Consider the following 24,409-nt stretch of genomic DNA (forward strand, 5'->3'; position numbering starts at 1 on the left):
GCCGGAAAAGTCTTTTCAGCGCCCAGCATTCTCATTCCTCACCCTGCGGCCTACATTGTGATCCCACCAGACGGCCCGCGCCGCCTGCAGGAGACAACGGTGCGCAACCTTGACCAATACAACATCACGCAGGCGGTGATCGCCCGCCTGGCACAGACGCCAGACCCTCGCCTGAAACAGGTGCTGACCAGTCTGGTGCAGCATTTGCACGCCTTTGCCAGAGAGGTGAAGCTCACCGAAGCCGAGTGGGCCTACGGCATCGACTTCCTCACCCGCGTGGGCCACACCTGCGATGACCAGCGCCAGGAGTTCATCCTGTTGTCCGACACGCTGGGCCTGTCCATGCTCACCGTGGCGCTGAACAACGACAAGCCCAAGGGCTGTACAGAAGCCACCGTGTTCGGGCCCTTTCATGTGGAAGGGGCGCCGCAGTTTGAACACGGTGCGGATGTGGCCAACGGCGCGCCTGGCCAACCCTGCACGGTGCGCGGCAGCGTGCGCGCGCTGGATGGCACGCCGGTCGCCGGCGCGGTGATCGACGTCTGGCAAGCCGACGCCGAAGGCAAGTACGACGTGCAGCGCGATGACCTGGTGCATGCGCAAGGTCGTGGGGTGCTGCGCAGCGGTGCGGATGGCCGCTTCCATTTCCAGAGCGTGGTCGCCGAACCCTACCCGATTCCCGACGACGGCCCGGTGGGCGAGATGCTGCGTGCCACGAAGCGCCACCCCTGGCGCCCGGCGCATCTTCACTTCCGCATCCAGGCGCCGGGCTACCAGACGCTGGTGACCCATGTGTTCCGCGACGGGGACCCCTACCTCGATTCGGATGCCGTGTTTGGCGTTCGCGAGTCGCTCGTGGCCAACTGGGTGCAGCAGCCAGACGGCAGCTACAGCCTCGACTTTGATTTTGTCCTGAACCCTGCTTCCGCACAGGCTCCACCGCTCACCCGTTCCACCGAAGCTTCACCCACGGCCTGAACAGGCCCACACAACAGGAGACAACAGCATGATGAAGAAGCGCACTTTTGTGGCCACCGCCTTGGCCACCGCTTTGATGGCCGCCGGCATGCACGGAGCCGCCCAGGCCCAGCAGACCTTCAAGCTCACCGTGGCCTCCAGCCACCCCGCCACGCTGCCCTGGGTGGGGCTGATGAGCACGCTCTTCATTCCCGAGGTGACCAAGCGCGTGGAAGCACTGAACAAGGGCTACAAGATCGAATGGAAAGAAGCCTACGGCGGGCAACTCTACAAGATGAACGCCACGCTCACCAGCGTGGGCTCGGGCATTGCCGACATCGGCTGGGTGTTCGCCAATCTCGAGTCGGCCAAGATGCCGCTGACCCAGTTCGCCACGGTCACACCGTTTGCCTCGGGCGACGTGCGCATGCTGTTGGAGGTGGCCAACCAGATGAACGAATCGGTGCCCGCCCTCAAGGCGGAGTGGGACCGCAACAACGTGGTGTTTCTGGGCGCCAGTGGCGTGGACACCTACCACCTGTTCACCAAAGCGCCGATTGCCACCTACGCCGACCTCAATGGCAAGAAGATCTCTGCCCCCGGCGCCGTGGGCCTGTGGCTCAAGGGTTCCGGCGCGGTGCCCGTGGACGGCTCGCTCACCAGCTACTACACCGACATCCAGACCGGTGTGAGCGAAGGCACGATCTCGATTGCCACCGGCATCCTCCCGAACAAGATCTACGAGGTGGCACCCTACGTGACCACCGTGGACATCGGCGCGCTCTACAACGGCGGCATGGCCATGAACAAGGACAGCTTCGGTGCGCTGCCACCCGAGGTGCAGAAGATCATCAAGGAAGTGGGCCTGATGTATTCGAAGACGCTGGGTGACACGCTCATGCAGCGCTACGAAGCGGCATTGAAATCGATCCAGACCCAGGGTGCCAGCCAGAGCGTGCCGGTGAAGGTGGCGCCCATGGCCCCTGGCGAACGCGAGAAGTGGGCCACGACCATGCCCGACATCGCGGCTGAATGGACCAAGGCGAACGCGTCGCGTGGGCCGGCGGCGCAGATCGTGAAGACCTACATGGAAGAGCTGCGCAAGCGCGGGGCCAAGCCGCTGCGGGACTGGGATCGCGGGCTGTAAATTGACCAACCCCCCGCGCCGCCTTCGGCGTCACCCCCCTTGAAAAGGGGGGCGTCACCTGGGCCCGGCAAAGCCGGTTCCGCGGTGACCCTTGAGTTTGCGGGTTTGCACTCTGCTGCTTCTGGATGCCTTCGACTTCCGCTGTTTGACCTCTGCTGTTCTTTCCTGGGCCTTGCCTTATGAGTTACGAAGCCAATACCAATCTCGATGAGGGGCCACCACCCTCGGCGCCGAGCAGTCCGTTCGGACATCTGGTGGACGGGCTCAATGGGGTGGGTTCGTTGGTGATTGCGGCGGTGATGTTGCTGATGTGTGCCGACGTGTTCATGCGCAACGCGTTCAACCAGCCGATTGACGGTGTGGCCGAGATGGTGGCGGCTTCGATCATCATCATCGTGTTCCTGCAGCTGCCCAGCACCTTGCGCCACGGGCGCATGAGCCGGGCCGATCTGTTCCTTGATCCGTTGCTGCTCAGCCATCCGCGCATCGCGCTGCGACTGCGGGCCGTGTTCTCGCTGTTCGGCATCTTCGCCTGCGGTCTGATCGCCTACGCCACCTGGCCGATTGCCGTGCGATCGTGGACGAACAGCGAGTTTCTGGGCATCGAAGGCGTGTTCACTTTCCCCACCTGGCCGATGCGCTTCGTGGTGGTGCTGGGCGCGGGGCTGGCAGCGCTCCAGTACGCGCTGCTCACCTGGCACGACTTGCGCAGCAGCGTCAGCGCGCCAATCCGTGGAGAGACGCGATGAGCGATCTCACCCTGGGTTTCATGGCCATCGGTGCCATGCTGGTCCTCATCATCCTGGGCATGCACATCGGCGTGGCACTCATCGTCACGTCGTTCGCGGCGGTGTGGGTGATCCGCTCGCCCGAAATTGCGGCGCGCTTCGTGGGCGCTGCTGCGAACGACGCAATTCGCGACTACCTGTTCGGTGTGGTGCCGCTGTTCGTGCTCATGGGCATGTTCGTCAGCGTGAGCGGGGTAGGACGGGACACCTTTGATGTGTTTCAGTGGCTGTTGCGCCGGCTGCGCGGTGGCCTGGGTCTGGCCACTGTGGGGGCGAACGCGGTGTTCGCCGCCATCACAGGCATCTCCATTGCATCGGCCTCGGTGTTCACCAAGGTGGCGGTGCCGGAAATGATGCGTCATGGCTACACGCCGCGCTTCTCGGTGGGCGTGGTGGCCGGCTCTTCGGTGCTGGGTATGTTGATTCCGCCTTCGCTGCTGATGATCATTTACGGTGTGATCGCGGAAGAGTCCATCGGGCGCATGTTCCTGGCCGGCATCATCCCCGGTGTGATGCTGGCATCCATGTTCGCCGCGCTGATCCTGGTGTTCGCCTACCTGTTCCCGCACAAGATCTTCCAGGGCGGTGTGCAAAAGGCCGATGCGGACGTGGAGACTGAAACCGCAGCCACGGCGGCAGTGAAGTTCATTCCCATCCTGTTGCTGGTGGTGCTGGTGCTGGGCGGGCTCTACAGCGGCTTCTTCACACCCACCGAAGCCGGTGCCGTGGGCGCAGCCGGCGCTTTCGTGATCGCCATCATTCGCCGCCGCCTCACCTGGCGCAAGCTCTGGCAGGTGCTCACTGAAACCGGTTATGTGTCGGTGGCGGTGCTGTTTCTGATCGCAGCGGCCTCGCTCTACAGCCGCATGCTGGCCATGACCGGCATGCCCGCCGCCATCACCGAGAGCATCACTCAGATGGGCCTGGGCCCCTGGGCATTTCTGTTCGCGTACATCGTGATCGTGGTGCTGCTGGGCTGCATCATCGACTCGGTGTCCATCATGTTGATCATGCTGCCCATCGTGCTGCCGATCGCGGCGGCCTTCAACATGGACCTGATCTGGTTCGGCGTGTTGACCGTGCTGGCGGTGGAGATCGGTCTGCTCACGCCGCCGTTCGGGGTTTCCGTCTACACGGTCAAGAGCGCGCTCAACAACCCGGCCATCACCATCCGCGACATCTTCGCCGGCACCTTTCCCTTCGTGGCCGTGATGGTGCTGGCGCTGTTCATCCTGGCCCTGTTCCCCAGCCTGTCCACCTGGCTGGCTCGCATGTGAAGTGCGCCGAAAACCAAGCAGAAACCATGATCTACGTCTTCCACCTCCTCGACAAACCCGACGGCCTGGCCCTGCGCCAGCGCCTGCGACCCGAACACAAGGCCTACCTCGGCGCCATGGCCGAGCGCATCGCTTTCGCCGGCCCGCTGCTCAGCGACGACGGCGCCACCATGATCGGCAGCGTGCTGGCCATCGACTTCGACAGCCGCCAGGACGCACTGCAGTGGCAAGCCGATGAGCCGTTCACGAAAGCAGGTCTGTACGCCAGTGTGCAGTTGCATGCGTTCCAGAACTTGTGGCCGCAGAAGGCCGGCTTCCCACCCGCCGTGTGAGCGATCCCATGATCAAACACATCGTGATGTGGAACGTGCTGGGCATTGATGCGGCCGATCGGCAGCGCAATGCCTTGCGCATCAAGGCGGCGTTTGAGGGCATCAGCCAGCGCATTCCGGGTCTGCTGAAACTCGAGATCGGTGTGGATCAGAGCCACGTGGACTACGCCTGCGACGTGGTGCTGTACTCCGAATTTGAATCGCTGCAGGCGCTGGCCGGATACGCCATTCACCCCGAACACACGCGCGTGCGTCAGGAGCTCGAAGGCCTGCGCATCACCCGTCACCAGGTTGACTACATCCCTTGAAAGGACACTCTCCAATGAACCCCATCGACCCTGCCGCGCTTGACACCTTGTTCCTGAGGGCACGCACCGCCAATGGCTTCCTGGACCGGCCGGTGGCACCCGAGCTGCTGCGGCGCGTTTACGAACTGGCGGCCCTGGCCCCGACCTCCATGAACACCCAGCCCACGCGCTACGTGTTCCTGAATTCGCAGCCTGCCCGCGAGCGCCTGCTGCCGGCCATGATGCCGGGCAATCTCGACAAGACCCGCAGTGCACCGGTCACCGTGATCGTGGCCACCGACACGAAGTTCTATGAATTCATGCCCAAGGTCTGGCACCGCGAAGGCGCGAAGGAAAACTTCGAAGGCAACCCCGCGCTGGCCAGCGCCACCGCCACCCGCAACGGCACGCTCGGTGGTGCCTACTTCATCCTCGCTGCGCGCGCCTTGGGGCTGGACTGTGGGCCCATGAGCGGTGTCGACCTTGCCAAGGTCGATGCCGAGTTCTTTCCCGACGGACGCTGGAAGGCCAACTTCCTGATCAATCTGGGCTATGGCGACGACAGCCTGCTGTTCAACCGCAATTCGCGTTTGTCGTTTGAAGAGGCCTGCCGGGTGCTTTGAAGGGGCTCAGCCTGCATGGCCTGTGGCCGCCCGCCGGATCAGCGAGGCCATGTGCTTGACCATTGGGGAACGGTTGGCCCCTTTCTTCCACAGCAGCCCCGGCGTGCGGATCGGTGTGGGGTCTTCGATCGGGATCGTTCGCAGATCTGCCGCTGGCGACACCGCGGTCTCCGCGATGATGCCGGCCAGGTCGGTCTGGCTGATGAGCTCGATCATGGGTGCGATGGAATTGAGCTCTGCGATCACCAGTGGTTGTGCGCCCGCGGCCTCGAAGCAGTCGTCGAGCAGCAGCCGGGTGGAGAACTGGCGCGGCAGCAGCACCATGCGGCAGTTGTGCAGTTCGATCATGCGCACGCGCCGCCGCCTTGCTAGCGGATGCCGATCGGACACCACCAGCTTCAATTCCTCGTTGTACAGCGGTTCGAACCACAGCTCGGAGCGGTCCTCTGGTCGGTACGCGACACCCAGTTCCAGGTGGCCACTGGCCAGCCGTTTGGCGATCAGGCTGGCGGAGAGTTCTTCCACGCTCACCTTGATGCCCGGGTGATGAGCCAGGAACGACGACACGCACAGCGGCACCAGGCGCGTGTTGAAACTGTGGGTGGCGGCGATGCGGATTTCGCCCGACAGGGCCTCCGCCGGGTGACTGAGGGCCTGCAGGCCCCGGTCGATCTGCTGCAGCGCAGGCATGAGGTGGCTGCGCAGCATCTCGCCGGCTTCGGTGAGCGCCACCTTCTTGTGGCTGCGGTCGAACAGCACCAGGCCAAGCTCTTCTTCCAGCTGCCGGATCTGGTGCGACAGGGTGGATTGCGTGACGTGCAAACGCTCTGCGGCACGCGTGAAATTTTGCGTTTCAGCGATGGCGTCGAAGTACCGAAGGTGCCTGAGTTCCAAGGGAAAACCCTTCGTTTCATGATCGATGGTATCGATCATAGCTTTTGAAAATCATCACTTCCATCGCCGCCTGTCTCTGCCTAGACTGGTGGCAGTTTCAAACAAGAACGCCGGAGACAAGACCATGGCTCAACTCGAAGCCGGAGACATCACCCAGGCCGTGCTCGACCGCATGGCTGATTGCCAGGACCTGCGTTTCAAGCAGGTCATGACCGCGCTGGTCAAGCACGCCCACGCTTTCGTGCGCGAGGTGGAGCTGAGCGAGGAAGAGTGGATCAACGCCATCCTGTTCCTCACCGCCACCGGCCAGAAGTGCGACGACAAACGCCAGGAATTCATCCTTCTTTCCGACACCCTGGGTATCTCCATGCTGGTGGTGGCGCTCAACCAGCTCAAGGCGGCCAAAGCCTTCGAACGCGGCGACAGCACCGGCAAACCCACGGAAGCCACGGTGCAGGGACCTTTCTATTGGGAGGGTGCACCGGCATTGCCGCTGGGGGCCGACATCGGCGAGAACATGCCTGGCGAGCCGGCTTACTACCACGGCCGCGTCACCGACACCGAAGGCCGGCCCATTGCCAACTGCTGCCTCGATGTGTGGTCCGGCGACGGCGCAGGCGTGTACGACATGCAGATGGGCGAAGACGCCGGCATGCGCCTGCGCGCCCGCTTCCACACCGACGCCGAGGGTCATTACCGCTTCTGGTCCATCAAGCCCAGCTTCTATCCCGTGCCCGACGACGGTCCCGTGGGACAGATGCTCAGGCGCATGGGCCGCCACCCGAACCGCCCTGGCCACATCCACATGAAGGTGTACGCGCCCGGCCACCAGACCCTGACCACGCACCTCTTCGTGGCCGACAGCCCGTATCTCGATTCCGATGCTGTGTTCGGCGTGCGCAACAGCCTGATCGTGCCGTTCACCGCGCACGAGCCCGGCACCGCGCCCGACGGCCGCACCATGGACAAGCCGTACCACAGCGCCACCTACGACTTCCAGCTGGTGCGGGCCTGAAAGGCCGCATTGACCGGCTGAGAAGACCCCCACCCCACCGGAGATTCCCTTGAAGATCGGCAAGGCCACCGTGCCTCATTCCGCCATTTGTGCGTCCAACGCCGACACCATCGTGGTTCGCGGCCAGGACCTGTGCAACGACTTGATCGGTCAGGTCAATTTCGCCGACTATTTCTACCTGTTGCTCACCGGCAAGAAACCCGATGCGCCCGCCAGTGCGGTGCTCAACGCGACGCTGGTGGCGATTGCGGAACACGGCCTGGTGCCCAGCGTGCAGGCCGCGCGCATGACGCTCGCCGCCGCACCCGACGCGCTGCAGGGCGCCGTGGCCGCCGGCATCCTGGGCTGCGGTTCGGTGATCCTGGGCGCATCTGAAACGGCGGGTCGGTTGTTTGACGAGATCGACCGCGCCGCACCCGCGCACGGCAACGACCTGCAGGCTGCGGCCCGTGCGGTGGTAGGTGAGTGGCGCGCACGCCAGCAGGCGGTGCCCGGCTATGGCCACCCGTTGCACAAGGAACGCGATCCGCGCGTGGACGCGCTGTTTGCGGTGTCCCAGCATTCCGGCGGCGGCCAGCGCTTCGTGCAGATCGCCGAAGCGGTGGAAGCCGTGCTGCCCGAGGTGATCGGCAAGCCGCTCAAGCTCAACGTGTCGGCCGCCATACCTGCCGTGCTGCTGGGTGTGGGCTTCCCGCTCAACGCGCTCAAGGGCGTGCCCATGCTGGCGCGCTGCGCCGGGCTCATTGCGCACATGAGCGAAGAGCTGGAAGCGCCGATCGGCTTTGCGCTGTCGTACCAGGCGACGCTGGAGCAGCGTTACACCGGGCATGTGCCTGAGGGCTTCACGCCAGATCAAAAGATATGAAACACCCCCCGCGCCGCTTCGCGTCTCCCCCCTCTCTCGCCTGCGGCGGGAGGAAGGCAACACCTGCGGCCTGGCAAAGCCAGTTCCGCGGTGTTCCTGGACAAGGCTTTTTCAAACGTGGCGATTCGCGCCTTGGCGCGACGGAGCAATGACATGACCCAGGTTCTCAAAGGCCTTCGCGTCGTCGAACACGGCACCTTCATCACCGGCCCGGCCGCGTCCATGATGCTGGCCGACATGGGCGCCGAGGTGGTGAAGGTGGAGTTGCCCGGCAGCGGCGACCCGTTCCGCGCGTTCAAGGGCGGCCTCTACAGCCCGCACTACCAGACCTACAACCGCAACAAGCACAGCGTGGCGCTGGACACGCGCAAAGCCGAAGACCGCGCCACCTTCGCCAAGCTCATCGAAGGCGCCGACGTCTACATCCAGAACTTCCGCCCCGGCTTTGCCGAGCAGATCCACGCCGGCGAGCAGCGCCTGCGCGCGCTCAACCCGCGGCTCGTCTACTGCGCCATCAGCGGCTTCGGGCAGGATGGCCCTGCCGCTGCGCGCCCCAGTTACGACACCGTGGCCCAGGCCGCCAGCGGCTACCTGCGCCTGTTGGTCAACCCGGCCAACCCGCGCGTGGTGGGGCCGGCGATTGCCGACGCCATGACCGGTTACTACGCCGCCTTCGGCATTCTGGGCGCGCTGTTCGAACGTCAGACCAGCGGTCAGGGCCGGCGGGTGGACGTGTCCATGTTCGAGGCCATGGCGCACTTCAACCTCGACGCTTTCACCCATCTGTTCTCGGTGGGTGAGGTGATGGGTCCGTACAGCCGGCCCAGCGTGTCGCAGAGCTACGTGCTCGAATGCGCCTGCGGTGGCTGGATCGCGTTGCACATGTCGTCGCCGGAAAAATTCTGGCAAGGCCTGGCCACGGCCATGGAGCGGCCCGACATCTTTGACGACGAGCGCTTCCGCGACCGCAGCGCGCGCATCGACAACCAGGACGCGCTCATTGAGGTGCTGGGCGGCATTTTCAAACAGCGCCCGCGCACCGAATGGTGCGAGCGGCTGGTGGCGCAGGACGTGCCGCACGCGCCCATGTACCGCACCGACGAAGTGCCCGACGACGCGCAGGCCAAACACCTGCAACTGTTCGTGGACACACAGCACCCGGTGATGGGCCTGTCGCGCACCGTGCGCTCCCCCATCAGCTTCGACGGCCAGCGCAGTCTGCAGGTGGCGCCCCCACCCACGCTGGGCGAACACAACATCCTCTACGCCAAGGGCTGGCCAGCGCGCCAGGCCACGCCAAAACCACCCCACAAGGAGACTGCATGAAATCAACACTTCCCCGCCACCCCAACCGACGCGAGTCCCTGCTGATGCTGGCGGCCACCGCCAGCAGCTTTGGCCTGCCGGCCTGGGCACAGACCTTTCCCGACAAGCCATTGCGTCTGGTGGTGCCCTTCGGCGCCGGTACCACCACCGACATCATCTCCCGCGTGGTCGGCGAAGCCATGGGCCGTGAGCTGGCCCAGCCCATGGTGGTGGACAACCGGGCAGGTGCAGGGGGTACCACCGGTTCCAGCCTGGTGGCACGCGGCCAGGCCGACGGCTACCAGATGCTCATGGGCACGGTGGGCACGCACGCCATCAATGCCACGCTGTTCAAGAGCCTGAGCTACGACCCGTTGAAGGACTTCGCACCCATTGCGCTGGTGGGCTACACCCCCACTTTTCTGGTGACGGCTGCCGACGGGCCCATCGAGACCCTGGCCGACCTCAAGGCCAAGGCCGCGCAAGGGCAGGGCGCATCGTTTGCCTCTGCCGGTAACGGCACGTCGGGCCATCTGGCCGGTGAGCTGCTCAAGGCCCGCTTGGGCGGCCAGATGCTGCACGTGCCCTACAAGGAAGGCGGCATGGCCATGAGCGACGTGATCGCCGGCCGCGCCGACTTCATGTTCTACCACCCGGCCGCTGTGTTGCCGCACATGCAGGCCGGGCGCCTGCGCGCACTGGGTGTGTCCAGCGCCCAGCGCAGTGCCGCCGCGCGCGACGTGCCCAGCATCGCTGAACAGGTGGGTGCCGAGTTCGATCTCGTGGCCTGGTTCATGTTGTACGTGCCGGCCGCCACCCCTGCGCCTGCTCTGGCGCGCTTGCGCGAAGCTGCTGCCAAAACCCTCGCGAGCAAAGAAGTCTCGGACAAATTGCTGGCGCAAGGCGTGGAACAGCGCCCGCTGGACGCAAACGCCATGGCCGTCTTCGGTCGCGCCGAGGTTGACAAGTGGGCCGTGCTGGTGCGCCAGTCCGGCGCCCAGGTGGACTGAGCACGCGCCACTGACGTTTTCCGCAACCCAGGTGGCCCGACCCACCGCCGATTCAACACAACAGGAGACAAGCGTGAAGACCTTGAACCGTTCGACTTTCCTTCGCCTGGCCGCCGTGGGCGCGGCTGCGCTGGCCGTGCCCCTGGGCGCAGCCGCACAGCAGGTGATCAACCTCACCGTGGCGTCCAGCCACCCCACCACCATTCCGTGGGTGGGTTTCATTCCGCAGGTGTTCATGCCCGAGGTGGACAAGCGCCTGGCCGCTGGCGGCAAATACAAGATCCAGTGGAAGGAAGCCTTTGGCGGGCAGCTCTACAAGGCCAACGCCACACTCACCTCGGTGGAGCAGGGCATCACCGACATCGGCTGGGTGTTCAGCTACTTGGAGCCGGCCAAGATGCCGATCAGCCAACTCAGCGTGCACACGCCCTTCGTCACCAGCGACTCGCGCATCGTGCTGGGCGCGATGAACGAGCTGATCGACAAGAACCCGGTGTTCCGGGCCGAGTGGGACAAGTACAACCTGGTGTTCCTGGGCGCCACGGGTTCCGATACCTACGACCTCTACACCAAGTTCCCGGTGAAGTCGATCGACGACCTCAAGGGCAAGAAGATCTCGGCGCCCGGCATCCTCGGTCTGTGGCTGCGCGGCGTGGGGGCCACGCCCGTGGACGGCGCGCTCACTACCTTCTACACCGACATCCAGACCGGCGTGTCCGAAGGCGTGGTCTCGCTGGCCACCGGCATCCTGCCCACCAAGATCTACGAGGTGGCGCCCTACATCACCAAGGTGAACATGGGCGTGGTGTTCTCCGGTGGCCTGGCCATCAACAGGGACACCTGGGCCAAATTGCCGCCCGAAGTGCAGACCGCGATGCGCGAAGCCGGTGCCGAGTATTCGCGCCGCCACGGCGAAGACCTGGTGCAGCGCCACCAGACCGCCATGGACCGCATGGTCGAAGTGGGCAAGACACAGAACCCGCCCGTGACCGTGACGCCGATGTCGGACGCTGACCGCCGCAAGTGGATCGACTCGCTGCCACCCCTGTCGCAGGAATGGGTGAAGAACAATGAAGCGCGCGGCGTACAGGCCAAGGCCTTGCTGAGCCAGTACATCGCTGCGGTGAAGGCGCGGGGTGCCCAGCCGGAGCGTGACTGGGAGCGATGAAGCCGGGCCTGCTCGTGAAAACCCGGGCCGGCCCCGGGTGGTGTGTCCGGCCGTGAAGCCAGGTGGTGGCGCACCTGGCGGCGACGGGTTTGCCGGGGTAGACGGTCGATTTCCCTTGGGGTAGTATTGCGCCCTGTGAAAAAACCTGCGGCCCTCATTCGCCCGACCGAACCCTCGTTTCGAGGTTCCAATCTGCCGCGCGGCTATTTTTTCTCGGTCACTCCGCCATGACCTGTTGCAGATCATGTCTGCACACCTCCATCTCGGAAAGGCTGCCACGGCAGCACCGCACCGGGTGATGGCACACCGGGTCGTTCGTAGCCCGGAAATCCCACCACACATTTTTCGCTGATCTGGCCTGGACCATGGCTGTTTGCCTGGTCTGTGTTCCCAAGCGCCCCATTTGCAGTCGGTTTCAGGCCATCTGCCTGTCCTCTTGCTGGGACGGGTTGTTTGCAGGACACCTCGTCCCCAAATTCCATGATTCTTCCCATCGACCCCTCGTTGCCCCCGGGCAATGCGATGCAAGCCGCAGGGCAGCTTGTCTTGAGCACCACTTACGGATGGCTGGCCATCTCACTGCTGCCTGCGGTGGTCGGCGCCTGGATCGGCGTCAACCTGCGCGTGACCGATGGCATCACCGGCGCCGTCGCGCTGATGGTTCTGCTGCTGGGGGGATTCGGGTTCCGCCTGTTGATCCTGCAGGTGCAGCACACCCGGTTGGCACTGTCTGCGGTGTGGGCGTTCACTTTTTTCACGGGTCTGATGCTTTCGCTGACCCTGGTGGGCTGGCTGGGCTTCTACACCACCGGCAACGCGCTCATGCTGGCCTTCGCCGCTGCGGCCGTCATGCTGTTTTCCGCTGCGGCGAGCACCCGTGTGTTCGGGCGTGGGCTGCCTGCGGTGGCAGAGGCCGCATTGGGCGCGGTGGTGATCGCAGGGGTCATCGGGGTGGCCGAGCTGCTGTTGCGTTCCAGCACCCAGGTGATCGTGTGGTCGGCGATGGTGGGCGGGGCGCTCGGTGCCGTTGTGCTGCACGAGCGGCGGCGCCTGGCTAGCGAAGTTGTTTCACTGCCTGCGGCGGCCGCCACGGTCTGTGTGTTCCTGGGCTTGTTCACGGCGTTTCGGAGCCTGTCGCCCCTGCTGGGCCGGGCTGGCGAAGAGCGCGTCTGAGTGGGCGCGCGCCCTAAGGGGCGCTTCGATCTTGTCTGGCGGCTTGCCAGTGCGTCAGTGGCCGTCGTATGCTCGGCTCTCGTGTCCATCCGCTGGAGTACCGCATGCGCAAGTTCTTTCTCATCGCGTGTTCCCTGGGCCTGTTTTGGGCTGGCCCGGCCTGGGCGGAAGGGCCCACCTGCCTGGCGACTGCAGACAGCAAGAAGCTCGCGGGTGCGGCGCGCACTTCTTTCCTGAGCAAATGTGAGCGCGACGCCACCACCATGTGCGACACCACCGCGACCGAGCGCAAGCTGCATGGCGCGGCCAGGACGAGCTTCACGCGCAAGTGTGTGAAGGATGCCGTGGGCGAAGCTGGCTGACGTCGGGCCACCCGTGTCCGAGAGGGCACCACGTCAGGTGGGTTCGTGAGAGGCAGGCAGGGCCTGTATGAAAGCGCTGAACTGTTGCAGCTTGCTGGTGTTGATCAGGCGGATCTTCATCGCCACCTGAATCTCCGTGCCGTCGCGACGCCTCACGGTGCGCTCCAGCGTCTGGTCGGCAAAGGGCGCGTGACCGGTGGTGAGGAAATGCGCCACCGCCTTGATGAACACGTGGTGGTGCCGGGGGGCCAGCACGATGTCGGGCAACAGCTCCCCCAGCACCTCGTGGCGTTTCCAGCCGAACAGCTTTTCGGCGGGGGCGTTCCATTCGGTGATGTGTCCTTCAAAATCCGTGGCCACAAAGGGCACATCGGTGGTCTCGATCCGGGTTGGCGGGGGCGTTTGGTTTTCCAGCAGGCGCTCGATCGTGGCCTCGTGTTCGGCGGTGCGTTCCTGCACGCGACGCTCCAGCGAGACATTCAGCTGGCGCACCTCGGCCTCGTTCTGCTGGAGCTTGGCGATCAGCGAGTTGAACGCCCTGCCCAGGGTGGCGACTTCGTCGTAGACGCCTGAACTTCTGGCCTTCACCGCATAGCCCGCCTCGATGCCCTGGGCCACGTCGGCGAGCTCCTGCAAAGGCCGTGTGATGCGGCGGGCCGCCAGCCATCCCATCATCGAGAACAGCGCGGCCAGAACAAACCCGCCAATCAGCATGCGCTGGTGCAATTGGTCGACGGGTGCAAAAGCCTCGTCCGTGTCCTGTCGCACCAACACCCGCCAGCCCAGGCCTGGGTAGGCATTGAAGCCCTGGTCCCTGCTGTAGCCCACCAGGTATTCGTGGCCGTCGGGCCAGGTTTCGCGCACGTGGCCGCGCTCGTTGCGTTGCGCGGCGCTCAGGCTGGGAAGATCCAGTGTCTGCCCCAGCAGATCGGGCGGACCCAATAACACCACGCCGACGCTGGACACGATGAGTGGGTCGACGGTGCGACTTCGGCCCACGGGAACAAAAATCGCTTGCTCGATGTCCTTGGCCCATTCCCAGGACAGGCGCGCGCTCAGCACGCCCGCGATCTGGCCACTGGCATCGGTCACAGGAAAGGCAATGTCGACCAAGCGCAGCGGTGCGCCGTCGCTGGCGCCCAGCAACTCAGCCAGGAGCAGGGCGTCGTGCACGTCGCCCATGTGCACGTTGTTGAGCGCGTTGCGGAACCAGGGCCGTGCCGAGACGTCCGCCCCTTCCAGCATGCCGCGCGTGGCGGCGAGCACCCGGCCTTGGCTATCGGTCAGACCGATCCAGGCATAGGCGGGGTAGCTTTGCTGCAGCGCTTCCAGTTCTCGGCGCACGGTGTCGGGGTTGTGGGTGTTTCGCAGACGGTCGGCAATCAGCCGCACCTCCCTGTAGCGTTCATACATGGACCGGTCGAGCCGGCTGGCGGTCTGGTTGGCCAGTTCGGCCAGGTTGTTGCCGATGCTCGCGCGGATGCGGGCGCTGGCTGCCCGGTCGCTGTAGGCGGTGAGCAGCAGGGTCAGTGCCACGGAAAGCAGCGTGAAAGTCAGCGCCAGGTAGGCGCCTAGGCTGTTGCGGGAGAAAGTCATGCGGATGAGGCGTTCGAGGTCACCATGCCTCGCCTGAGGCGTTCAGAAGTGGACATCCACAGCCTATACGCGTTTGCCGAGGCTGTCAGTGCGATGAGCTGGACAAAAAGCAGCCAGATCAGCCGTGCCAGTTCACTGGCTACCTTCATACACCAGCACCGCGCCCGCCAGGTCTTCCAACGCCGTGCCCACCGATTTGAACACCGTGCGGTCGCTGGGTGTGCGGCGAGCGGTCGCCACGCCCTTGCACAAGGTGGTGAGCGTGCCGCGCACTTCCTCCGGGCGCACCACGCCGCGCGACAGCGGGCCCAGCAGGTCGCCACTTTTCTCCAGCGCTTCTTCGGTGTCGACGAACACGCGGGCGTCGGCGAAACAGGCATCGTCGGCTTCGCGCATGCCCGGGGTGAAGCTGCCAATCAGGTCCAGGTGTGATCCCGGTGCCAGCCAGGCCCCGTGCACCAACGGTTCGGTGGCCAGCGTGGCGCAACTGATGATGTCGGCTTCAGCGCAGGTGGCTGGCAGGTCGGTCACAGCCTCGGCGTTGAAGCCTTCAGCGCGCCACTGCGTGGCCAGCGCCGCGGCCTGTTCAGCTCGGCGTGCCCAGACCGACACGCGTTGAATATCGCGCACGGTGCGGTAGGCCGCTGGTAGCAAGGCGGCCACAGCACCGGCCCCCACCACCAGCAGGTGGCTGGCGTCTTCACGGGCCAGAAACGAAGCCGCCAGGGCCGAAGCGGCAGCGGTGCGGCGCGTGGTGAGTTCGGTACCGTCGACCACCGCCAGCGGCACGCCGGTGGAGGCATCGAACAGCAGGTAACTGCCATGCACCCCCGGCAAACCCTTGGCCGCATTGCCCGGCGCAATGTTGATCACCTTCACACCGTAATACCGGCCCGGCATCCACGACGGCATGATGAGCGAGGTCATGCGACTGCCTCCCGGGGTGGCAATGGTGTGCACATGGCGCTGCGGCGTTTCACAACTGCCAGCGAAGCGCTCACGCAAGGCAGGCACAAGAAGATCAAAAGGCAGGGCGGCACGGGTGGCCGAAGCATCGTGATGGAACATGCAGCGATGGTAGCAACCGGGAGCTTGAAGAAATGACAACCGGATGATCAAACTGCAACAGCGTGCGTGAAAAGACAGAAGTTGCGTTTTCTGCTGACTCGGGATCCCGAAGTGCCGGAGGCCGGAAAGCCGCGCAACGGCGCAGGGCGGTGTACCAAAGAAGCCCCTCCGGAGCGAAGTGCTCCAATCCAGGGCACCCGTGGAACCGGCTCAGCCGGGCCACAGGGTGCGTCCCCCCTCGAAGCGCCGAAGGCGCGCCACAGAGGGGGGAAGCCGCGTCAGCGGCGCCGGGGGGAGAACCTAAGAACCCCTTCCGGCGCGAAGTGCTTCGATCCAGGGACACCGAAGGTCCGGCTCCGCCGGCCAGAGGTGTCGTCCCCCCTCGAAGCGCCGAAGGCGCGCGACAGAGGGGGGAAGCCGCGCCAGCGGCGCGGGGGGAGATCTCTACCTCCCCGGCATGTCCTTCACAGAGAACCCCAGGCTGACGGTTGCATCCGCCGGAATCGCCGGCATGGTGGTGTTCCAGTCCAGCCATTGCTGGCGCAAGGCGTCCAGGCGTTGTGGATCGCGTCTGGCCTGGTTGGCACGCTCGCGTTCGTCGGCGGGGATGTTGAACAAGTACTCGTTGCCATCGACCATGAGGTACTTCCAGTCGCCCACGCGCAGGGCGCGCTGGCCACGGTGGTTCATGCGCCAGTACAGGGGCCGGTCAAAGCTGTGTACCGGGTCGCGCAACACGGGCCGCAGATCCACGCCGTCGAGCGGGTAGTCCGGGTGGGGCTGGCCGCCGCCCAGGTGCAGCATGGTGGCCGACCAGTCCATGGTCATGCAGTGTTGCAGGCTGGTGGTACCTGGCGCGATGGCGGCCGGCCAGTGCGCGATCCATGGCACGCGAATGCCGCCTTCGGTCAAATCCATCTTGCCGCCCACCAACGGCCAGTTGTCGCTGAAGCGCTCGCCGCCGTTGTCGCTTGTGAAGACCACCAGTGTGTTCTCTTCCAGTCCCTGGGCGCGCAGCGCCGCCATGATCTGGCCGATGCCTTCATCCATGTGGTGGATCATCCTGCGGTAGCTGTGGATGTTGCCGCCATCCAGGTGAAACAGGTTCTTCGCCACTTCGGGTGCGATGTGCGCATCGTCACGCGTTTCCCAGGGCCAGTGCGGTGCGGTGTAGTGCAGGCTCAGGAAGAAAGGCTTGCCGGCCTTGGCGTCATCGGCGTGGCGGTTTACATAGTCCACTGCGCGCTGGGAGAACACGTCGGTCAGGTAGCCCACTTCCTTGTGTGGTACCAGTCGTCCGCCGGGCCGCCCCAAGGACGACTGCGCCCCCTCGGGGGGCCTGGCTTCGCCAGGGTCGGGGGCCACTTCACCGATGTAGAGATCGTGGTCGCCGGTGGACGAGCAGTGAGTGAAGTAGTCCACCCCGCCGGCCATGATGCCGAAGAACTCGTCGTAGCCCGAGCGCTGCGGGCCGAAGTGCGGCGGGTAGCCCAGGTGCCACTTGCCCACCAGACCGGTGTGGTAGCCAGCGTCGCTCAGCAGCGAGGGCAGGGTGGGCATGCTGGGCGGCAGTCCCAGGGTTTCGCTGCCCTTGCTGCGGCTGTTGATGGGCTCTTCCAGCGCGCCGCGCAGGCGGTACTGGTAGCGCATGGTCATCAACGCAAAACGCGTGGGCGAACACACCGGTGAGTTGGCATAACCCTGGGTGAACTTCATGCCACCGGCGGCCAGCCGGTCGATGTTCGGTGACACCGGGCCGAACGGCGCTTCGCGGCCGCCATAGCAGCCCAGGTCGGCAAAGCCAAGGTCGTCGGAGACGATGTAGAGGATGTTGGGCCGTTGTGTGCTGTGGCTCATGGTCGGGCTCACTCCACTTTCATGCCGGTGGCCTTGACGATGGGGCCGTAGCGATTGGATAGATCGCCGATGCGTTTGGCCGCAGCGTCGCCGGTGAGGCCTTCAAAGAACAGGTCGAGGTTGCCCATGCGGGCCTGCACCTCGGGTCGTTGCAGCGCTTCCACGATGTGCTTCTGCAGCAACTGCATCACCGCATCGGGTGTGGCTGCGGGCGCCATCGCCACGTACAGCACTTCCTGCTCCAGTCCGCCCAGACCCAGCTCACCCACGGTCGGCAATTCGGGCGCCAGGCGCGAACGCTGGCGGCTGGTCACTGCCAGCGCGGTGATCTTTCCCACCTTCACGTGCGGCAGCATGCCCGGCGTGGCCAGCACGCCACCGTCGACCTCGCCGGAGAGAACCGAGGTGACCGCGAGCGTGTTGCCTCGGTAGGGAATGTGGTTCAGCTTGGCCTTCGTGGACTCGTTGAACATCTCCACCGCCAGGTGGCCAGGACTGCCGCTACCGGCCGAGCTGAAGTTCAGGTTCTTGGTCTTGGCTGCTTCGACCAGGGCGGGCAGTGTCTTGATGCCGGTGGACGGATGCAACCCCACCAGCAGGCCGGAAGACGCCATCACCACCAGCGGCTTGAAGTCGCTGACTTGGAAGGGCATCTTCTTGTAGAGGTGCGGGTTGATGGTGAAGGTGGTGTCGATGCCGAACAGCACGGTGTAGCCATCGGCATCACTGCGCGCCACCGCATCCGCACCAATGTTGCCCGCCGCCCCCGCGCGGTTCTCGACCACGAAAGGCTGCTTCAGCGTCTCCTGCAACACCGCCGCCACCGACCGCGCCAAAAGATCCGACGGACCACCGGCGGGAAAGTTGTTGATGAACTTCACCGGCTTGGATGGATACGCATCCTGCGCAGCCGCCAGCGAAACATGAAACCCAAGACCCAGGGCAGCAACAACAGCCAGAACAGGACGACGAGAAAAAACAAACTTCACGGAAATACCTCAAAAAGAAAAAAACAAAGAACTTGTCAGCAAAAAAACCAGTCTGCAGCGAGCGAATGGGTTCCCATCCAGGGCGCCCGAGGAACCGGCTTTGCCGGGCCTCTGGGTGTGCCCCCTCTCAGGGGGGTGACGCCGAAGGCGGCGCGGGGGGTGATCCGAACCCCCGGGCCTCTGGGTGCGCCCCCCTCTCAGGGGGGTGACGCCGAAGGCGGCGCGGGGGGTGTTCCAATCCCTGCGCGGGGGGTTAATCCAACAAGATTCCAGTCGCCCGGATCGGCGCCGCCCAACGGTCCAGATCGGCCTTCTGCGCCGCTGCCAGTTCGGCCGGCGTGGAGCCCACCGGCTCATAACCCAGGCCTTGCAGGCGTTCGCGCAACGCGGGTTGCTTCATGGCTTCGGCCACAGCCTGTTGCAGGCGGTCGCGGGCCGCGTCGGGTACACCGGCCGGGCCGTACATGCCGAACCAGGCGGTGGCCACCATGTCCACGCCCGCTTCCTTGAGTGTGGGCACCTCGGGCACCTGCGGGTCGCGCTGGGCACCGGTGACCGCCAGGATGCGGACCTTGCCGGTGCGGTGCAGTTCGGCGGTCTCGGAGACCACGTCGAACTTGTAGTCGATGTGCCCGCCCACCAATGCGGCGTTGGCCGGGCCGCCGCCCTGGAACGGCACGTGGTTGAGTTTCGCGCCCACCTGCTGTTCAAACAGCACGCCCATGAAGTGCGGCAGCGTGCCCTGGCCCGGCGTGCCGTACGAACCTTTGCCCGGTTCGGCCTTGGCTGCGGCAATCATTTCGGCCATGCTTTTGGCCTTGGCTGAAGGGCCGGCGACCACGCCGAACTGGAAGTGGGTGAGCAGCGAGATCGGGGTGAAGTCGGTCACCGCGTCGTAGTCGAGCTTCTTGTAAACGTGCGGGAACAGCACCATGGGCCCGCTGGGCAGCACGATCACGGTCTGCCCATCTGGCTCGGCACGCTTGACCTGGCTCAGGGCAATGCGCCCGCCCGCGCCGGGCCGGTTCTCCACCACCACCGGCTGGTAGCGCTCGCGCAGACCCTCGGCCAGCAGCCGTGCCAGCGTGTCGGCCGAGCCGCCGGGCGGGAAACCCACGACGATCTTCAGGGGTGTCTTGTCCTGGGCAGTGGCAGCCAGCGGGGCCGTCAGCGCTGCGGCGGTGGCAGCGGTGGCGAAAAGCATCCAGCGTCGGTTCATGTGTTGTCTCCTTTGGCGGGGCGGATGGGGTGTTTCCCGGTGCGGCTCACCATGCTATGCAGAGACAATCAATTGCAGAAATCAATCAATGCAGGTGTTTTCCCTGACACCCATGGAACCATGCGCAAAACAGCACCGCTGCTCGCCTCCCCACCGGACCGCATGCTCGATCCACAGGTTCAAACCGATCTGCTGCTGTACCGGCTCTACCGCATCCACATCACCGCCAGCCGGCTGGTGGTGCACCTGTGCGAACACGAGTTCGGACTCACCCGGCGCGAATGGCGGGTGTTGTCCTTCTTGTCGGAACACGAAGGCGTGCTCTCCAGCGAGCTGGCCGAACACGCCATGCTCGACCGGGCGCGCACGTCTCGCACGCTCACCCGGCTGGACGGCAAGAAGCTCATCCGGCGCCAGCCCCGGCCTTCCGACCGGCGCGAGGTGCATGTGTTCCTGACCGAGGAAGGTTGGCGTGTCTATCGGGCGGTTTTCCCGCGCGTCGCCGCCATCAACCACGAGCTCGCCAATGCGCTCTCACCCACCGATCGTGAACAGCTCGACCGCATGCTCACCACGCTGCAGGGCCGTGTTCACGAGATGGTGGCGGCATCCAGGGACACACTGCCGCCGGTGGACAGTGGCGAGTGAGGCCGGTGAACGAGGGCGCCCGTTGAGCGTTCAGTGACGGGCCGCGAACTTGAAAGCGGCCACGGTCTGCACCAGGTCGCCGGCCTGGCTCTTGAGGCTGCTCGCGGCCGAGGCGATCTGCTCCACCATGGCCGCGTTTTGCTGCGTGTTCTGGTCCATTTGTGTGACGGCTTCGCTCACCTGACCCACCGCGCTGCTCTGCTGGCTGCTGGCCGCGCTGATCTCGGCCACGATGTCGGTCACGTGGCGGATGCTCTGCACCACTTCCTGCATGGTGCTGCGCGCGCGGTCCACCAGGGCAGAGCCTTGCTCCACGCGGTCCACGCTGTCAGAGATCAGGGTCTTGATTTCCTTGGCCGCTTCGGCGCTGCGCCCGGCCAGCAGGCGCACTTCACCTGCGACCACCGCAAAGCCGCGACCTTGTTCGCCCGCGCGGGCGGCTTCCACCGCCGCGTTCAGCGCCAGGATGTTGGTCTGGAAGGCGATGCCGTCGATCACGGAAATGATGTCGGAGATCTTCTGGCTGGAGGTGTGGATGGCTTTCATGTTGTCCACCACCTGACCGACCACTTCACCACCCTGCACAGCCACAGACGAGGCACTCTGGGCCAGCGAGTTGGCCTGGCGCGCATTGTCGGCGTTCTGGCGCACGGTGGAGCCCAGTTCTTCCATGCTGGCGGCCGTCTGTTCCAGCGCGCTGGCCTGGCTTTCGGTGCGGCCGCTGAGGTCGTGGTTGCCCTGCGCGATTTCGGTGCTGGCCATCGCCACCGACTCGCTGCCCTGGCGCACGCGGCTGACGATGTCGGCCATGTTGTCGCGCATGGTGCGCAGGCTGTGCATGAGGCTGTGGGTGTCTCCGGCACGGATCGGCACTTCCACCGACAGATCACCCTGGGCGATGCGTTCGGTGATGGCGCTGGCCACGGCCGGCTCGCCACCGAGCTGGCGCACGATGCTGCGCGACATCAGCAGACCGATGCCCAGCAGCGCCAGGGCCAGCGCGAGCGCGCTCAGGCCCATTTTCACGCTGCGGTCCCAGATGGTGGCGTTCACGGTGTCCACGTACACGCCCGAGCCGATCACCCAGCCCCAGGGCGCAAAGCCCTGCACATACGACACCTTCTGCACCGGGTTCTCGCTGCCGGGCTTGGGCCACATGTAAGGCACGTAGCCGGCGCCGCTCTTTTTCACGGTGTTCACAAACTCGCGGAACAGGAAGGTGCCTTCGGGGTCCTTGTTCTCGCTCAGGTCCTTGCCTTCGAGCTCGGGCCGGATCGGGTGCATGACCATTTTGGGCTGCATGTCGTTGATCCAGAAATACTCCACTTCGCTGTAGCGCAGTGCGCGGATGGCGGCGAGTGCCTGGGTTTTGGCATCGGCCTCGCTGAGGCCGCCCTTGGTGGACAGGCCGTGGTAGTGCGCGATCAGGCCGTGGGCCGCTTCCACCGTCTGGCGCACGCCGTTCTGGCGCTCATCCATGATCAGCGTGCGCTCCGACGTGAGAAACAGGGCCAGCAGGATGACCAGACCCATGACGGCACTGGCAACCAGGATGGAGAGGCGTCGAGAGACGCCCAGTGAGGTCAGTTGAAACATGATGGGTTCCGTCGGAGAAAAGATGCCAAGTGCGGGGCATGAACGAGAGGCTCTCAGCCTCTCGGTTAACTATCGGCGGGTTGAGCCCAATCTGTAAGGCCAAAGTAAGACGGATTTCTTGGCCAATTCCTCGGCCAACTACCGGGACTTGTTCAGCGTTGCCTTAATTGCACAAACCCGCGACAATAGCGGCTCTCTATCGACGGCCTGTCTGGCGCAACACCACGCGCTGGCGGGGCCGGCCCTTGCTGACAGCCCCCTCACCCTTGACCTCCCCGGTCGGCGCGGTGCGGGACCACGCTGACACATCGGGCCACCGCCGCTGTCGGTTTCCTCACCACCGATCCGGTGAACCTGCCAACGGCCAGGCCTCAAGGCCGGGCGGCAATGACCGTCAGCACAAGACGGCGCCATACACAGGCAGGCACCCCCTTCTGGAGGCGCTTTCCATGCTCTTCACCGACTTGCCCCGGCATCAGCCCGGCCAACGCTACCTAGCGTGCTGCCACACCCGGTGGTCAAGGTCATGGGCCGCTGGCCCCCTTCGCTGCAACCCCGTTGGCTCCTGGCCAGTGCAACCTTGAGAGGACGAATCGATGAATGAGATCAGTGACCCCATGAAGCCCGATGGCCGGGTCAACCCCATCGACACGGACTACCGGGTGGGCCAGGACAACATCGTGGTCCAGCTCGGCCCCCTGGGTCTGGACATCCACAACCGGGTGTTTGCCATCTCGAGCCTGGCGGTGATTGCCTTTGTGCTGCTGACCCTGATGTTTCAGACGGCGGCCGAACCGATGTTCTCAGCCATGCGCGGTTGGCTGACATCTAAACTGGACTGGTTCTTCATTGCGGCGGGCAACATTTTTGTGCTGGTCTGTCTGGGCCTGGCCATTTCGCCGTTGGGCAAGGTGCGGCTGGGCGGCACCGAAGCCAAGCCGGATTACAGCTACCTGGGCTGGTTCTCGATGCTGTTCGCTGCCGGCATGGGCATCGGGCTGATGTTCTATGGCGTGTCCGAACCGCTGTCGCACTTCGGCAGCGCCATGGGCGGCACCGCGCTGGAAAACGGCGTGCGCACCGACTGGGCGCCTCTGGGTGCTGCGGCCGGTGACGCCGACGCCTCACGGCGCCTGGCCATGGCCGCCACCATCTACCACTGGGGCCTGCACCCTTGGGCGATCTACGCCATCCTGGCGCTGGGGCTGGCGCTGTTCTCCTTCAACAAGGGCCTTCCGCTGACCATCCGTTCGGTTTTCTACCCGCTGCTGGGCGAGCGCATCTGGGGTTGGCCCGGGCATGTGATCGACATTCTCGCGGTGCTGGCCACCATGTTTGGTCTGGCCACCTCGCTGGGGCTGGGTGCCTCGCAGGCGGCGGCGGGCCTGAACCACCTGTTTGGTGTGCCGCTGGGCGAGACGACGCAGATCGTGCTGGTGATCGGCATCACCGCGATCGCGCTGATCTCGGTGCTGGCCGGGCTGGATGCGGGCGTGAAGCGGCTGTCCGAGATCAACATGGTGCTCGCGATCCTGCTGCTGGTGTTCGTGATTGCCGTGGGGCCGACGATCGCCATTCTGAGTGGCTTCTTCGACAACCTGGGCGCCTACCTGCAGTACCTGCCGGCACTGGCCAACCCGGTGGGCCGGGACGACGCCAACTTCTCGCAGGGCTGGACCGCCTTCTACTGGGCCTGGTGGATTTCCTGGTCACCGTTCGTGGGCATGTTCATTGCGCGCGTTTCGCGGGGCCGTACCGTGCGTGAATTCATCGTGTCGGTGCTGATCGTGCCCTCGCTGGCCTGTGTGCTCTGGATGACGGTGTTTGGCAGCACGGCCATCCTTCAGCTGGTCAATGACGGCTTCCAGGCCGTGGCCGGCGCCGACCTGCCGCTGCAGCTGTTCCTGATGCTGGAGGTGCTGCCTCTGGCGCAGATTACCTCGTTCCTGGCCATCGTGCTGGTGGTGGTGTTCTTTGTCACCTCGTCGGACTCCGGCTCGCTGGTGATCGACGTGATCTCTGCCGGCGGCAAGATCGACGCCCCCACCCCGCAGCGCGTGTTCTGGTGCGTGTTTGAAGGGCTGGTGGCGATTGCGCTGATCCTGGGCGGCGGCCTTGTGGCCCTGCAAGCCATGGCGGTGTCGACCGGCTTCCCCTTTGCGGTGGTGCTGCTGGTGGCCACCGTGTCGGTGATCAAGGGCCTGGCTACGGAGCCCAGGGCCTGATCGACGCT

The 24,409-nt window shown here is 65.0% G+C and carries 23 protein-coding genes; 16 read left to right on the forward strand and 7 right to left on the reverse strand.

The features are described from left to right. Positions 1-99: 99 nt before the first annotated feature. The 7 genes from J2W49_RS18470 to J2W49_RS18500 all read left to right on the forward strand — a co-directional run bounded on the left by J2W49_RS18470 (position 100) and on the right by J2W49_RS18500 (position 5,411). Positions 100-978, forward strand: coding sequence for an intradiol ring-cleavage dioxygenase (locus J2W49_RS18470; protein WP_310319697.1), 879 nt, complete (start codon positions 100-102; stop codon positions 976-978). A 28-nt stretch (positions 979-1,006) separates the two neighbouring features. Next, a complete protein-coding gene (locus J2W49_RS18475) occupies positions 1,007-2,104 on the forward strand; it encodes a C4-dicarboxylate TRAP transporter substrate-binding protein (protein WP_310319700.1) in 1,098 nt (365 codons plus the stop codon). A 179-nt stretch (positions 2,105-2,283) separates the two neighbouring features. Further along, entirely contained in the window at positions 2,284-2,853 is a 570-nt protein-coding gene (locus J2W49_RS18480) for a TRAP transporter small permease subunit (protein WP_310319703.1), read from the forward strand. Next, positions 2,850-4,169, forward strand: coding sequence for a TRAP transporter large permease (locus tag J2W49_RS18485; protein ID WP_310319705.1), 1,320 nt, complete (start codon positions 2,850-2,852; stop codon positions 4,167-4,169). The genes J2W49_RS18480 and J2W49_RS18485 overlap by 4 nt, the downstream gene beginning before the upstream one ends. 26 nt (positions 4,170-4,195) lie before the next feature. Further along, a complete protein-coding gene (locus tag J2W49_RS18490; RefSeq protein ID WP_310319709.1) occupies positions 4,196-4,501 on the forward strand; it encodes a YciI family protein in 306 nt (101 codons plus the stop codon). Positions 4,502-4,509: 8 nt separating this feature from the next. Continuing rightward, positions 4,510-4,809 (forward strand): Dabb family protein, encoded by a 300-nt coding sequence (locus tag J2W49_RS18495; protein ID WP_310319712.1) that lies wholly within the window; start codon positions 4,510-4,512, stop codon positions 4,807-4,809. 14 nt (positions 4,810-4,823) lie between these two features. Then, positions 4,824-5,411: a malonic semialdehyde reductase gene (locus J2W49_RS18500; RefSeq protein ID WP_310319714.1), complete on the forward strand. Its 588-nt coding sequence runs from the start codon at positions 4,824-4,826 to the stop codon at positions 5,409-5,411. A gap of 6 nt (positions 5,412-5,417) precedes the next feature. Here J2W49_RS18500 and J2W49_RS18505 read toward each other — a convergent pair whose 3' ends face one another. Continuing rightward, positions 5,418-6,305: a LysR substrate-binding domain-containing protein gene (locus J2W49_RS18505; protein ID WP_310319716.1), complete on the reverse strand. Its 888-nt coding sequence runs from the start codon at positions 6,303-6,305 to the stop codon at positions 5,418-5,420. Positions 6,306-6,429: 124 nt separating this feature from the next. Between J2W49_RS18505 and J2W49_RS18510 the strand changes: the two genes are divergently transcribed. The 7 genes from J2W49_RS18510 to J2W49_RS18540 all read left to right on the forward strand — a co-directional run bounded on the left by J2W49_RS18510 (position 6,430) and on the right by J2W49_RS18540 (position 13,203). Next, a complete protein-coding gene (locus tag J2W49_RS18510) occupies positions 6,430-7,320 on the forward strand; it encodes a dioxygenase family protein (protein WP_310319721.1) in 891 nt (296 codons plus the stop codon). 49 nt (positions 7,321-7,369) lie between these two features. Then, positions 7,370-8,185 carry a citryl-CoA lyase gene (locus J2W49_RS18515; RefSeq protein WP_310319724.1) on the forward strand — a complete coding sequence of 272 codons (816 nt, stop codon included), beginning with the start codon at positions 7,370-7,372 and terminating at the stop codon, positions 8,183-8,185. 153 nt (positions 8,186-8,338) lie between these two features. Then, the gene (locus J2W49_RS18520) at positions 8,339-9,511 is read left to right on the forward strand and encodes a CaiB/BaiF CoA transferase family protein (protein ID WP_310319727.1); all 1,173 of its coding nucleotides are present in this window, start codon (positions 8,339-8,341) and stop codon (positions 9,509-9,511) included. Continuing rightward, on the forward strand, positions 9,508-10,500 hold the full coding sequence (locus J2W49_RS18525) for a Bug family tripartite tricarboxylate transporter substrate binding protein (RefSeq protein ID WP_310319729.1): 993 nt from the start codon (positions 9,508-9,510) through the stop codon (positions 10,498-10,500). Before J2W49_RS18520 ends, J2W49_RS18525 begins: the two co-directional genes overlap by 4 nt. Before the next feature lie 73 nt (positions 10,501-10,573). Then, positions 10,574-11,668 carry a C4-dicarboxylate TRAP transporter substrate-binding protein gene (locus J2W49_RS18530; RefSeq protein WP_310319732.1) on the forward strand — a complete coding sequence of 365 codons (1,095 nt, stop codon included), beginning with the start codon at positions 10,574-10,576 and terminating at the stop codon, positions 11,666-11,668. Positions 11,669-12,148: 480 nt separating this feature from the next. Then, complete coding sequence (locus J2W49_RS18535) at positions 12,149-12,841, forward strand: Bax inhibitor-1 family protein (protein WP_310319734.1); 693 nt, start codon at positions 12,149-12,151, stop codon at positions 12,839-12,841. 104 nt (positions 12,842-12,945) lie between these two features. Further along, entirely contained in the window at positions 12,946-13,203 is a 258-nt protein-coding gene (locus tag J2W49_RS18540; RefSeq protein ID WP_310319737.1) for a hypothetical protein, read from the forward strand. Between the two features lie 33 nt (positions 13,204-13,236). Here J2W49_RS18540 and J2W49_RS18545 read toward each other — a convergent pair whose 3' ends face one another. The 5 genes from J2W49_RS18545 to J2W49_RS18565 form a co-directional block, all read right to left on the reverse strand. Further along, on the reverse strand, positions 13,237-14,799 hold the full coding sequence (locus J2W49_RS18545; RefSeq protein ID WP_310319740.1) for a cache domain-containing protein: 1,563 nt from the start codon (positions 14,797-14,799) through the stop codon (positions 13,237-13,239). Positions 14,800-14,931: 132 nt separating this feature from the next. Continuing rightward, complete coding sequence (gene lhpI, locus J2W49_RS18550; protein ID WP_310319744.1) at positions 14,932-15,867, reverse strand: bifunctional Delta(1)-pyrroline-2-carboxylate/Delta(1)-piperideine-2-carboxylate reductase; 936 nt, start codon at positions 15,865-15,867, stop codon at positions 14,932-14,934. Between the two features lie 444 nt (positions 15,868-16,311). Further along, entirely contained in the window at positions 16,312-17,724 is a 1,413-nt protein-coding gene (locus tag J2W49_RS18555; RefSeq protein WP_310319748.1) for a sulfatase family protein, read from the reverse strand. An 8-nt stretch (positions 17,725-17,732) separates the two neighbouring features. Then, the gene (locus tag J2W49_RS18560) at positions 17,733-18,713 is read right to left on the reverse strand and encodes a Bug family tripartite tricarboxylate transporter substrate binding protein (protein WP_310319751.1); all 981 of its coding nucleotides are present in this window, start codon (positions 18,711-18,713) and stop codon (positions 17,733-17,735) included. A gap of 253 nt (positions 18,714-18,966) precedes the next feature. Continuing rightward, on the reverse strand, positions 18,967-19,932 hold the full coding sequence (locus J2W49_RS18565) for a Bug family tripartite tricarboxylate transporter substrate binding protein (protein WP_310319753.1): 966 nt from the start codon (positions 19,930-19,932) through the stop codon (positions 18,967-18,969). Positions 19,933-20,052: 120 nt separating this feature from the next. Between J2W49_RS18565 and J2W49_RS18570 the strand changes: the two genes are divergently transcribed. Continuing rightward, positions 20,053-20,580 carry a MarR family winged helix-turn-helix transcriptional regulator gene (locus J2W49_RS18570; protein WP_310319756.1) on the forward strand — a complete coding sequence of 176 codons (528 nt, stop codon included), beginning with the start codon at positions 20,053-20,055 and terminating at the stop codon, positions 20,578-20,580. 30 nt (positions 20,581-20,610) lie between these two features. Here J2W49_RS18570 and J2W49_RS18575 read toward each other — a convergent pair whose 3' ends face one another. Further along, on the reverse strand, positions 20,611-22,176 hold the full coding sequence (locus J2W49_RS18575; protein WP_310319759.1) for a methyl-accepting chemotaxis protein: 1,566 nt from the start codon (positions 22,174-22,176) through the stop codon (positions 20,611-20,613). Positions 22,177-22,772: 596 nt separating this feature from the next. Here J2W49_RS18575 and J2W49_RS18580 point away from each other — a divergent pair. Next, positions 22,773-24,401 carry a BCCT family transporter gene (locus J2W49_RS18580; protein ID WP_310319762.1) on the forward strand — a complete coding sequence of 543 codons (1,629 nt, stop codon included), beginning with the start codon at positions 22,773-22,775 and terminating at the stop codon, positions 24,399-24,401. Positions 24,402-24,409 lie beyond the last annotated feature (8 nt).

The sequence above is a fragment of the Hydrogenophaga palleronii genome (assembly GCF_031457455.1).
Taxonomy (GTDB): Bacteria; Pseudomonadota; Gammaproteobacteria; order Burkholderiales; family Burkholderiaceae_C; genus Hydrogenophaga; species Hydrogenophaga palleronii_A.